Annotated in this window: 8 protein-coding genes and 1 pseudogene; 4 read left to right on the top strand and 5 right to left on the bottom strand. The window is 75.9% G+C overall.

Annotation, left to right across the window (positions count from 1 at the left end):
* Positions 1–150: 150 nt before the first annotated feature.
* The 3 genes and pseudogenes from ACFV6I_RS09130 to ACFV6I_RS09120 form a co-directional block, all read right to left on the bottom strand.
* A pseudogene (locus tag ACFV6I_RS09130) lies at positions 151–534 on the bottom strand (DUF5995 family protein); the annotation flags it as partial.
* A 117-nt stretch (positions 535–651) separates the two neighbouring features.
* Positions 652–1,041 (bottom strand): DUF3224 domain-containing protein, encoded by a 390-nt coding sequence (locus ACFV6I_RS09125; protein WP_380424044.1) that lies wholly within the window; start codon positions 1,039–1,041, stop codon positions 652–654.
* Between the two features lie 130 nt (positions 1,042–1,171).
* The gene (locus ACFV6I_RS09120) at positions 1,172–2,260 is read right to left on the bottom strand and encodes a PP2C family protein-serine/threonine phosphatase (RefSeq protein ID WP_380424043.1); all 1,089 of its coding nucleotides are present in this window, start codon (positions 2,258–2,260) and stop codon (positions 1,172–1,174) included.
* Between the two features lie 126 nt (positions 2,261–2,386).
* Here ACFV6I_RS09120 and ACFV6I_RS09115 point away from each other — a divergent pair, with 126 nt between their 5' ends.
* The 3 genes from ACFV6I_RS09115 (at position 2,387) to ACFV6I_RS09105 (ending at position 5,247) form a co-directional block, all read left to right on the top strand.
* Positions 2,387–3,355 carry a pseudouridine synthase gene (locus ACFV6I_RS09115; protein WP_380424042.1) on the top strand — a complete coding sequence of 323 codons (969 nt, stop codon included), beginning with the start codon at positions 2,387–2,389 and terminating at the stop codon, positions 3,353–3,355.
* Positions 3,356–3,427: 72 nt separating this feature from the next.
* Complete coding sequence (locus ACFV6I_RS09110; RefSeq protein ID WP_380424041.1) at positions 3,428–4,183, top strand: SDR family NAD(P)-dependent oxidoreductase; 756 nt, start codon at positions 3,428–3,430, stop codon at positions 4,181–4,183.
* Positions 4,180–5,247, top strand: coding sequence for an S-adenosylmethionine:tRNA ribosyltransferase-isomerase (locus ACFV6I_RS09105; protein WP_380424040.1), 1,068 nt, complete (start codon positions 4,180–4,182; stop codon positions 5,245–5,247). Before ACFV6I_RS09110 ends, ACFV6I_RS09105 begins: the two co-directional genes overlap by 4 nt.
* Positions 5,248–5,341: 94 nt before the next feature.
* Here the strand turns inward: ACFV6I_RS09105 and ACFV6I_RS09100 are convergent, their stop codons facing one another.
* Both ACFV6I_RS09100 and ACFV6I_RS09095 read right to left on the bottom strand, forming a co-directional pair.
* Entirely contained in the window at positions 5,342–9,022 is a 3,681-nt protein-coding gene (locus tag ACFV6I_RS09100; RefSeq protein WP_380424039.1) for a SpoIIE family protein phosphatase, read from the bottom strand.
* A gap of 196 nt (positions 9,023–9,218) precedes the next feature.
* Positions 9,219–10,727, bottom strand: a complete 1,509-nt coding sequence (locus tag ACFV6I_RS09095; RefSeq protein ID WP_380424038.1) for an MFS transporter — start codon at positions 10,725–10,727, stop codon at positions 9,219–9,221.
* A 121-nt stretch (positions 10,728–10,848) separates the two neighbouring features.
* Between ACFV6I_RS09095 and ACFV6I_RS09090 the strand changes: the two genes are divergently transcribed.
* The gene (locus ACFV6I_RS09090; RefSeq protein WP_380376542.1) at positions 10,849–11,388 is read left to right on the top strand and encodes a winged helix-turn-helix transcriptional regulator; all 540 of its coding nucleotides are present in this window, start codon (positions 10,849–10,851) and stop codon (positions 11,386–11,388) included.
* The last annotated feature ends 52 nt before the right edge of the window (positions 11,389–11,440 follow it).

Genomic DNA, 11,440 nt, shown 5'->3' with positions numbered 1-11,440 from the left:
CGAGCCGCTCCCTTGCCGCGGCCCCGGCGCGCGCGCCGGCGCCCCCCCGCCGCGCCGGGCGGGGGGGCGCGCCCCGCGCCGCCCCGCCCCCCCGCGCCCCCCCCCCCGGGGCGCACGATCGCGGGTAGTCTGGTGTTAACGGATTTTCTCCCCGGCCAGCGCGAACTGCAGCGGGTGCACCCCCGGGTGGGCGCGCAGCGCGAACAGCGGCCGCCAGCAGGCGGGCGGCTCCTGCCCGGCCGTGTCGGCGGCCACGGCCAGCAGGTAGCGCCCGGCGAACATCGTGTCCAGTTCGGCCATCGCCGCTGGATCGGCGAAGTACGAGCCGCCGAGCCGGTCGCGGACGGCCTCCGTGACGGTGAGGTAGAGCCGGTTGAAGACCGCCACCCCGTCCGCCGGGGGCAGACCCGCCCCGATCTCCCGCAGCCGACCGACCACCTCCTCGACCGTGACCGGCGCCGTGACGTGAGCCGTGACTGGCGCCGCGACCGTATTCGCGGCCAGCACCGCGACCGGCGTGCCGTCCGCCGCCATCGTCGTACCGGGCATGCGCCACCCTCCGATGTCGATCGTGCACTGATCGCATCATCGTGGCAGCGCGGACGGCAGCCCGGTGCGTGCGGCACGCGGCGCGCGGGGGAGACCAGGTGATCAGCCCAGGTCGTACTCCAGGACGTAGGTGTGGGTGCCGGCCGCGTCGACGGTCAGGCGGAACTCGCCGGTGAGCCCGGCCAGCTCGCCCGACCCGGTGCCCGGCACCACGCGTATGGTCGTCCCGCCGGTGTCCCACGCCGCGTGCTGGAGCACGAACGAGCCCATCCGCCCGTCCAGTTCGCCCGTCACGTGCTCCACCGCGACGTACGACGCCGGGCCGCCCGAGGGGCCCGCGACGGAGAGCATCCGCACCTCGCTGGTGCCGCTCAGCCCGCCCGTGAAGTTCTTGGAGATCCGGACCCGCCCGAAGGCCGCACCCTCGCGCTCCTCCGTCTCCACCGGTTCGAAGCTGGTCAGCTCGAACGACCCGCTGGCCTTGGACCCCATGGTGCTCTCCTCCCGACGATCGTCACCCGGCCGGCCCCTCACCGACCGTGTGCGAAGCCTTGCACACGGCTCTGACAATCGGCCGGGCCGTCACTGCTCCCGCCGACCCGCCGGCCTGCTCGTCCGCCCGTCAGTGCTCCCAGCGGAGCGCCAGCAGCGCCGCGTCGTCCGTCAGCCCGGCGTCGCCGACCCAGCCGTCGACGTCCGCGAGCAGGTCCTCCAGCAGGTCCGCCGGGCTCCCCGTGGGCAGCCCCGGCAGCCGCTCCTCCAGCGGGTAGAACCGCCCCTCGGCGTTGCGGGCCTCGGTGATGCCGTCGGTGTACAGGAGCAGCAGGTCCCCCGGCAGCGGCTCGAAGCGGCCCGTCGGATAGCCGTCACCGGTCAGCCCCAGCAGCCCGAGCGGCGGCGCGGCGTACGGCGGCGTCAGCGCGTGCACCCGGCCCGCGCGGCGCAGCAGCGGGGGCGGGTGCCCGCAGTTGACCACGCCGACCGGCCCCCGCTCCGCGGGCACGGTCAGCAGCAGCGCGGTGGCGAAGCGCCCCTCGCCCGGTCGGGCGGCGAGCGCCGCGTCCAGCCGCTCGGCCAGCCGCCCGAGATCGGGCTCCGTCCGGGCCGCCTCGCGGAACACCCCCAGCACGTCCGCCGCCGTCTCCACCGCCGGAAGCCCGTGCCCCTGCACGTCCCCGAGCAGGATCCGGGCGCCGTAGCGGGTGTCGACCACCGCGTACAGGTCCCCGCCGATGCGTGCCTCGGCCGCCGCCGCGACGTAGCGCACCGCGGTGCGCAGCCGCCCGATCCGTTCCGGCGGCGGGCGCAGCAGGGCCCGCTGCGCCGCCTCGGCGACCGTCCGGACGTGGAACAGCTCCCGCTCCCGGGCCGAGACCAGGACGACGTTGGCGGCGCTGGCCAGGGTCGCCGCGAGCACCGTGATCAGCGCGGTGATGTGCACCTCGGCCGGCAGTTCGGTGTTGGTGGTCTCCAGCAGCCCGACCGCCACGACGGCGATGCCCCCGGCGGCCAGCGGTACCCGGGCGCTGCGGGTGGTCGCCCCGGCCAGGACCGGCGCGACGGCCAGTACGGGGGAGAGGGTCGTCCCCGGCCCGGTCACCAGGTCGGCCACCACGGCGGCGACCAGCAGCCCGAAGGCGCCGACCAGCAGCATCCGGGTGCGCCGCGGCAGGTGCAGCGGCGGCACACCGCCCGGGCCGTCTGCGCTCACACGTCCTCCCGGCTGCTCCCGGCGGATTGGCGACCTACCGTCCACTGTGCTCCGCACTCCCCGTGAGCGGCACCTCGGGGGCCTCGGCCGAGGCCGCCCCAGCGGGCGGACTACGCTGGCCGGGAGATGAGACGCAAGAGCCGCCGCCCGGCCTCCCCCCTCCCGCAGCGCCACGGTGTGGACCCGGTGCACCTGCGGCTGCCGCCCGAGGGCCCCTGGCCGACCGTCCGCGCCTACCTGGTCGAGCGGCTGCCGGCCGTGGCCGCCGCGCGGATCGACGCGGCGTTGAGCGGCCGCGAGATCGTCGGTGAGCACGGCCCGGTCGCCCCGGACGAGCCGTTCCGGCCCGGCGCGCACCTGTGGTTCTACCGGGACCTCCCCGAGGAGGTCCACGTCCCGTTCGAACTGGAGGTGCTGCACCGCGACGAACACCTGGTCGTCGTCGACAAGCCGCACTTCCTGGCCACCACCCCGCGCGGCCGGCACGTCGTCGAGACGGCGCTGTCCCGGCTGCGGCACAGTCTCGACCTGCCCGCCCTGAGCCCCGCGCACCGGCTCGACCGGCTCACCGCGGGCCTGGCCATGTTCGTGGTGCGGCCCGAGGAGCGCGGCGCCTACCAGACGCTGTTCAGCGACCGGCTGGTGCGCAAGGAGTACCAGGCGATCGCCCCGTACGACCCGGCGCTGGACCTGCCGCGCACCGTGCGCAGCCACATCCTCAAGGAGCGCGGGGTGATCGCGGCCCGGGAGCTCGACGCGCCGCCGAACAGCGAGAGCCGGATCGACCTGCTGGAACGCCGCGACGGCCTGGCCCGCTACCGGCTGCGGCCGCTGAGCGGGCGCACCCACCAGCTGCGGCTGCACATGTGCGGCCTCGGCGTGCCGATCCTCGGCGACCCGGTGTATCCGGTGGTGCTGCCCGAACCGGCCCCGGACGACTTCCGCCGCCCGCTCCAACTCCTCGCCTCGGTGGTCGAGTTCACCGACCCGCTGACCGGCCGGGAGCACCGCTTCGACACCCGCCGCGCCCTCGCCGCCTGGACGGACCCGCAAGCCTGGGCCGCCGGCCCAGGTCCGGCGACCCAGGTGCCGTAGGCCCAACGGACGACCGGGTCCCGGTTCCGGTGGCCGATCCGCCGCCGCCCCCTGCGGGGCGAGGGTGGGGGCATGGACGCAGCACAGCACACCGCCCCCGCCCCCGCCCCCGTCGCCGTGGTCACCGGCGCCTCCCGGGGGCTCGGCCTGGCGCTCGCCCGGGCCCTCGCCGCCGACGGCTGGCAGCTGGTGATCAGCGCCCGCGGCGCGGCCGGACTCGCCGCCGCCGAGGCGGCCCTGGCCGCCGTCACCAAGGTCGTCGCCCTCCCCGGTTCCATCGTCGACGACGACCACCGCGCCCACCTGACCGCGGCCGCCGACGGGCTCGGCGGCGCGAGCCTGCTGGTCAACAACGCCGGTACGCTCAACGGCGCCACCGCGCCCGGCGCCGAACCGCTGCCCCGGCTGGCCGACTTCCCGCTGCCGGACCTGCTGGAGACCTTCGAGGTCAACGTGCTCGCCCCGATCGCCCTCACCCAGCTCGTCCTGCCGCAGCTGCGCGCCCACGCCGGGGCCGTGCTCAACATCAGTTCGGACGCCGCCGTCGTGCCCTATCTCGGCTGGGGCGGCTACGGCGCCAGCAAGGCGGCGCTCGACCTCGCCACCGCCGTACTCGCCCGCGAGGAGCCGGAGTTGCGGGTGTGGGCGGTGGACCCGGGAAGCATGCGCACCGGGATGTTGCAGGAGGCCAGCCCCGGTGAGGACATCTCCGGCGAGCCGCTGCCCGAGGAGGTGGTGCCGGTCCTGCTCGGACTGCTGCACGACCGCGCCCCCTCCGGCCGCTACCGCGCCGAGGACCTGAGGGCCGCGGCCCGGGGTGGGCGATGACCGGACTGGCGGACCTCGGCCTCGACGTCGCCGTGCCGCCCGAACTCTCCGCCCGGGCACCGGCGGAGGCGCGCGGCGGGGCGCGGGACGGCGTGCGGATGCTGGTCGGCCGGCGCGACCGGGGGAGCGTCGAGCACCACCGCTTCACCGAGCTGCCCGGGGTGCTGCGCGCGGGTGACCTGCTGGTGGTCAACAACTCGGCCACCCTGCCGGCCGCACTGCCCGGCCGGCTGCCCGACGGTACGGCGGTCGCGCTGCACCTGTCCTCCGCCCAGCCCGACCAACGCGGCTCCTACCTGGTGGAGTTGCGGCGGGTGGTGTCGGGTGCGGCGGCCGCCTGCTACCCGCCGGCCGACTCCCCGGCCCGGCCTGGTCTGCGGGTGGCGCTGCCCGCCGGCGGCGCGGCCGAGCTGGTCGCACCGTTCACCGCCCGGCTCTGGTACGCCCGACTGACCTTTCCAGCAGGGCTGTTGTCGTACCTGGAGGCGCACTGCAAGGCGATCCGGTACGGCTACGTGGACCGCGACTGGCCGATCGAGGCCTACCAGACGGTCTTCGCGACCGCCCCCGGCAGCAGCGAGATGCCCAGCGCCGCAAGGCCGTTCAGCGCGGAGGTGGTGGCCCGGCTGGCGGGTCGCGGGGTGCTGGTCGCGCCGGTCACACTGCACACCGGGGTGGCCTCGCCGGAGGCGCACGAGGCGCCGTACGCCGAGCGGTTCCACGTCCCGGCGGCCACCGCCCGCCTGGTCGGCCATGTGCGGGCCGGCGGCGGGCGGGTGATCGCCGTCGGCACCACGGTGGTGCGCGCCCTGGAGTCGGCCGCCGCGCCGGACGGCACCGTCCAGGAGGCGGACGGCTGGACGGAGTTGGTGATCACCCCGGAGCGCGGGGTGCGCGCGGTCGACGGCCTGCTCACCGGCTGGCACGAGCCCCGCGCCTCGCACCTGCTGATGCTGGCCGCCGTCGCCGGGCGGCCCCTGCTCGCCGAGTGCTACCGGGCTGCCGTCCAGCACCGTTACCTCTGGCACGAGTTCGGCGACGTGAACCTGCTCCTGCCGGACTGAGCCCGCGGGCCGTGCCACCTGGTCGCGGGCCGAACCGCCCGGTCGCGGGCCGAACCGCCCGGTCGTAGGCCGCACCACCCGGTCGCGGGCCGGATCACTCGGACGGGCTGCCCGGGGGCAGTTCCAGCTCGAACCAGACCACCTTGCCGTCCCCGGTGCGGCGGCTGCCCCAGCGGTGCGCGAGCTCGTTGACCAGGTGGATGCCGCGCCCGCCCTCGTCCTCGGCGCGGGCGCGCCGGATCCGGGGCGTCTCGCTCTCCTGGTCGGCGACCTCGACGGTGAGCGCCCGGTTGCAGAACAGCCGCAGCTGGGTGGGGGATCCGGCGTGCACCAGGGCGTTGGTGATCAGCTCGCTGGTGAGCAGTTCGGCCCAGTCGGCGAGCGCTTCGAGGCCCCAGGCGGCCAGCGTCTCGCGGGTGAAGCGGCGCGAGTGGGCGACCATCGCGCGGTCGCCGGTGAGCGGCAGGCTGGCGATCCGGTCCGCGCCGACCGGCCGGACCTGCGCCATGATGACGGCGATGTCGTCCTCGCTGGTGGGGCCGGTGAGTTCGGCCAGGACGGCGTCGCAGGTCTGCTCCAGCGAGCGGCGCCGGTCGGCGACCGTCCGACAGAGCAGCTGCAGTCCCTCGTCGATGTCGTGGCCCCGGCGCTCGACCAGCCCGTCGGTGTAGAGCACCAGGATGGCCTCCTCGGGGAGGGTGAACTCCACGCTCTCGAACGGGACTCCGCCGACGCCGAGCGGTGCGCCGGGCGGCAGTTCGACGAGGTGCGCCCGCCCCTGCGGATCGGCGACGACGGGCGGCAGGTGGCCGGCGCAGGCGGCGGTGCAGTGGCGGTCCACCGGGTCGTACACCACACAGACGCAGGTGGCGAACTGGCCCTCGCCGAGGGCGCTGGAGGCCTCGTCCAGCCGGTGCAGGACGCGCTCCGGACTCAGGTCCAGGGTGATCAACGTCCGGGCTACGGTGCGCAGTTGGCCCATGGTGGCGGCGGCCCGGATGCCGTGGCCCATCACGTCGCCGACGATCAGCGCGACCCGCCCCGAGGAGAGCGGCACGACGTCGAACCAGTCGCCGCCGACCTCGCTGACCACGCTGCTGGGCAGGTAGCGGTAGGCGAGGTCCAGGCCGAGCGTGCGGTGGATCTCCTGCGGCAGCAGGCTGCGCTGGAGGGTGAGCGCGGTGTCCCGCTCGCGCCGGTAGAGCCGGCCGTTGTCGATCGCGAGGGCGGTGCGCGCGGCGAGTTCCTCGGCCAGTGAGCGGTCCTCCGGGCCGAACGGCTCCGGGTTGCGGGTGCGGACGAACTCTGCTCCGCCCAGTACGAGTCCGCGCGCCACCAGCGGCACCATCAGGTACGAGTGCACCCCGGCGGCCAGCCCCGGCTGGACCCGGTCGGGCGAGGCGGCGATCCGGCGCATCTCCTCCTCGGTCACCTCGGAGACCAGGATCGAGCGCCGGGTGCGCAGGCTCTGCGCGTACAGCTGGGCGGACTGCGAGGTCTCGCCGACCTGGTCGGAGGCCGCCGTCATGGTGCCGTCCTGAGCCGTTTCGCCGACCGCCACCGCCCGCATCAGTATCGACTCGTTCTCCGGGACGGGGCCGGGCTCCTCGCCGCCGAGCACCGCGTCGCGCAGGTCCACGGTGACGAAGTCGGCGAAGCGCGGGATCACCATCTCCACCAACTCCTGGGCGGTGCGGTGCAGATCGAGGGTGGTGCCGATCCGGGTGCTGGCCTCGTTGAGCAGTGACAGCCGCTGCTGCGCGGCCCGGGCCGCGTCCAGCGCCCGCTGCCGGGCGGCGGCCGCGTCGCGCTCGCGGGTGAACAGCAGCGCGTTGTCGATCGACACGGCGGCCCGCACCGCCAACTCGCCGGCCAGCGCCATGTCGTCCTCCTCGTACGGGCGCTCCACCAGGGTGCGGTAGAAGCCCGCGACGCCGACCGCGGTGCCGCGCGCGATCAGCGGGACGACCATGAAGGAGTGGACGTTCTGCTCCCGCACCGCCGCGGCGCGCACCGGGTCGTCGGCGAACCAGGCCAGCCCCTCCGCGTCCATCCGCGGCACCAAGACCGGCTTGCGGTGTGCCAGGCTCCACGCGTACGGCGTGCCGGGTGCGAAGCGGTGCACCCCGCCGAGCCGGGCGACCGGCCGCAACGTCGAGCCGGGCACCGAGTGGAAGGCCATCCGCCGCAGCAGCGCCGAACCGTCCTCCGGGGCGCGGGCCTCGCGCTCGCCGCGGACCAGGTCCTCCAGCACCTCCACCACCACGGAGTCGGCCAGCCTGGGCGTCGCCACCTCGGCCAACTCCTGCGCGGTCTGGGCGAGATCGAGGGTGGTGCCGATCCGGGCGGAGGCCACGTTGACCAGCGCCAGCCGCTCCTGGGCGGCCTTCGCCTCGCGCAGCGCCTGCTGCCGGGCCAGGACGGTCTGGTGCTGGCGCAGGTACAGCCGGGCGTTGTCGATCGCGACGGCGGCCCGCGAGGCCAGCTCGTCGCCGAGGGTGATGTCGGCCTCGGCGAACGACTCCCGGTCGCCGCGCCGCGAGTACACCACCATGCCGAGCGTGGTGCCGCGCGCGACCAGCGGGGTGATCCGCACCGAGCGCGGCCGGTCGCCGAGGTAGGCCCGGCGGTGGCTCTCGGTGATGGCCTCGCTCAGCAGCGGCAGCTCCCAGGACGGCACCACCACCGTCCGCCCGGTGGCCAGCGCCCGGGCGTACGGCGAGTCCGGGGTCAGCTCGTACAGCGATTCCACCGGCAGTGACTCGGCCGGGTACAGCGGGTCGGTGGTGGCCAGGGCCAGTCGGCGGACCAGCTGCGGCGCGTCCGGGTCGGGCGGTTCGACGTTCCGCCCGGCCACCAGCACCTCCAGCGCGAACACCCCGCTGATGTCGGCGACCCTGGGCACCATCGTGTCGGCCAGCTCCCGGGCGGTCTGCCGCAGGTCGAGCGTGGTGCCGATGGAGGCGGTCGCGTCGACCAGCAGGGCCAGCCGTTCCTGGGCGCGCGCCGCCCGGGCCTCGGCGCGGAACCGCTCGGTGACGTCGATGACGGTGGAACTCACGCCGAGCACCCGGCCGCCGGGTTCCTCCAACCGGAAGTACGAGGCGGACCACGCGTGGTCGCGCTGCGGGTCGCCCGGGGTGCGGCCGTGCGAGCGGGTGTCCACCACCGGTTCGCCGCTCTCCAGTACCCGCCGCATCACCGCCTCGGCCTCGGCGCCGTTGATCCCGGGCAGCACCTCGGTGAGCCGGTGGCCGAGCTGCTCCTCGACGGGCAGGCCGTTGGCCCGGGCCAGTGCCTCGTTCAGCCGGACGAACCGCAGCTCGGGGTCGAAGACGCCCATGCCCACGGGGGACTGGGTGAAGAAGCCGTCGAGCACCGCCAGGTCCGCCTGGATCCGGCGCAGCGTGGTCACGTCGGAGGCGACGGCCAGCACCAGCGTGCGGCCGTCCGGCCCGGTGATCGGATAGGTGCGGAACTCCAGGTTCACCAGGTGCCCGTCCCGGTGCCGGACCGGGAACACGCCGGACCAGGGCCGACCGTTCAGGATCTGCTGGAACAGCTCCAGCACCTCGGGCCGCTGCTCCTCGGAGGTCAGCAACTTGGCGGCCCTGGCCCCGACCGCCTGCCCCGGGGAGTAGCCGAGCAGTGCCTCCGCGTCGCCGCTCCAGTGCAGGATCCGGCCGTCGGCCTCGATCAGCGCCGTCGCGATCGGCACCATCAGCAGGGCGTCCTGTTGCGGCTCGCCCTGGTGGTGTTCGTTGTCGTTCACCATGGCCAGAGAACCGTCCGGAGATCGTCCCCACCAGCCCTGCCATCTTCGCACGCGGCCCCGGCGGGCCGCTCACCGTAGCGGGCTCACCGGTGCGGCAGCGGGCGCTCCGGGAAGGACTCGCCGGGCTTCCGGCGGCACCGGCTGCGCCGGCGGCGGTCGAGCGCGCGAAGTCGGCCGGGCCGACTTCCCGTGCTCCTCACCGGGTCGCGACCCGCTCGCCGGCCGGGGCGGCCTCCGGGGCGCAGCCGCCCCGGGCTTCGGCGGTGCGGGCTTCGGCGCCCCGGACTTCGGCGGTGCGGGCGGCCAGGGCGAGCAGCGCGCCGACGAGGCACAGGGCGGCGGCGACCAGGACGGCCCGGTCGGTGCCCGCCGCCAGGGCGCGGGCGGCGGCCTCCGGGCCGGGGCCGCCCGGTCGGGCCGAGCCCGCGACGGCCACGGTGACCGCGACGCCGAGCGCCGAGCCCAGGTACCGGGAGGTGTTGTTGGCACCCGAGCCCATGGCCGCCCGGTGCGCCGGGACGCTGCTGACGGCCAGCCGGGCCAGCGCCGCGTTGAGCACCCCGCTGCCGACGCCCGCCACCGCCAGACCCGGCGCCAGCCGCAGCCAGCCGGAGCCGGGCGCCAGCCCGTACAGGCCCGCCTCGCCGAGGCCGCAGACCGCGAGTCCGACGGCGACCTGCGCGGTGGCCGACAGGTGCGCCGCCAGCCGCCGCGCCTGGAGCGCGGACAGCACCGACAGGCCCGACCAGAGCGCCAGCACCCCGCCCGCGGCCAGGCCGGACAGGCCCAGGACGCCCTGGAGCAGGGTCGGCAGGTAGCTCATGAAGCCGACCAGCGAGAGCCCGGTGAACAGTGCCCCGACGGTGGCGGCGACGAAGCCGGGGCTGCGGAACAGCGCGAGGTCCAGCATCGGCTCCCGGGTCTTCGCCTCGACCAGCCCGAACAGCGCCAGCAGCAGCACGCCGAGGGCCAGCAGCGCGACGACCACCGGCCGCCCCCAGCCGCCGCGCCCCTCGGCCAGCCCGGCGATCAGGCAGGACGTCCCGGCGGCCAGCGTCAGCACCCCGTACGGATCGAGGGCGCGTGGCCGTTCGGCCCGGGACTCGGTGAGGACGGCGGCCGAGTACGCCGCCACGGCGGCCGAGACGACCGCGATCCCGCCGCTGACCGCGCGCCAGCCGGCCCACTGCCCGACCAGCGCGCCGTACACCGGGCCGACGGCGATGCCGAGGCCGACGGCGGCGCCCCAGACCCCGAGGGCCCGGATCCGGCCCGGTCCGGGCGGGTGGGCGTGGCTGATCAGGCCGAGCGCGGGTGCCAGGACGGCGGCCGAGGCGACGCCGAGCAGCACCCGGGCGGCCAGGTAGACGGCGCCGCCGGGGGCCAGCGCGGCCAGCGCCTCGGCGGCCGCGAACAGCAGCACGCCGAAGGTGAAGACCCGCTTGCGGCCGTGGTCGTCGGCGGCGCTTCCGGCGGTGAGCAGCAGGGCGGAGATGCCGACCAGGGTGCCGGTGAGGATCCAGGTCCGGCCGGTGGCCCCGAGGTGCGCGGCCTGGGCGGTGGCGGCGAGCGAGGCGGTGGGGGCGGTGTAGGCGACGGTGACCAGCGCGGTCGCGGCCGCGGTGGCGGCCAGGGTGGCGCCGGGCCGGGCGGGCGTGGTGACGGGCGCGGTGACGGGGGAGGAGCCGGGTGGTGCGGGGGACATGGGGTGTTCCCTCCGGAGCGCGGACCTTAGGTCTGGTGAATGAACCTTCGTCTCGATCGGCACGCTACCACCATTGGTCTGTTCATTGAACCCGCTGCCCGGGTGGACTAGGCTGACCCGCATGGCGCTGGGAACCGACTATGAACAGCAGGACTGCGCACTGGCCCGCGCCCTGGAGGTGGTCGGCGAACGCTGGAGCCTGCTGATCCTCCGCGACGCCTTCTACGGAGTGCAGCGCTTCAACGACTTCCTCGCCCACCTCGGCATCCCCCGCGCCGTCCTCACCGCCCGCCTCAACGCCCTGGTCGCGGCCGGGGTGCTGCGCAAGGAGCCGTACCAGCAGGCGCCGCTGCGCCACGGCTACCTGCTCACCGGGACCGGCCTCGAACTGTGGGGGCCGCTCTACCAGTTGAGCCGCTGGGGCGGCCGGCACGCGACCGCGGGCGGCCCGCACCACCTGTTCGCGCACGCCGTCTGCGGCACCGACCTGGACGTCGTCGGCGTCTGCCCGCGGTGCGGCGGCGCACCCGTCCCGCCGGCCGGGATCGCGATGCGCCCCAACCCCGCCCGCGGCGGCACGCACCGGGACGACCCGGTCTCCCGCTCCCTGGTCCGCCCGCACCGGCTGCTCGAACCGATCGCCTCGGCGGCGGCCGCGTAGCGAACGGCGGCGCGGCCGCCGGCGGGCTGCCGACGGCCGCGCCCACCACGTC

Origin of the sequence: Kitasatospora sp. NPDC059803 (assembly GCF_042732255.1) — a bacterium.
Classification (GTDB): Bacteria; Actinomycetota; Actinomycetes; order Streptomycetales; family Streptomycetaceae; genus Kitasatospora.
The sequence above is the reverse complement of the archived record's forward strand: the minus strand, read 5'-3'. Positions and strand labels throughout refer to the sequence as shown.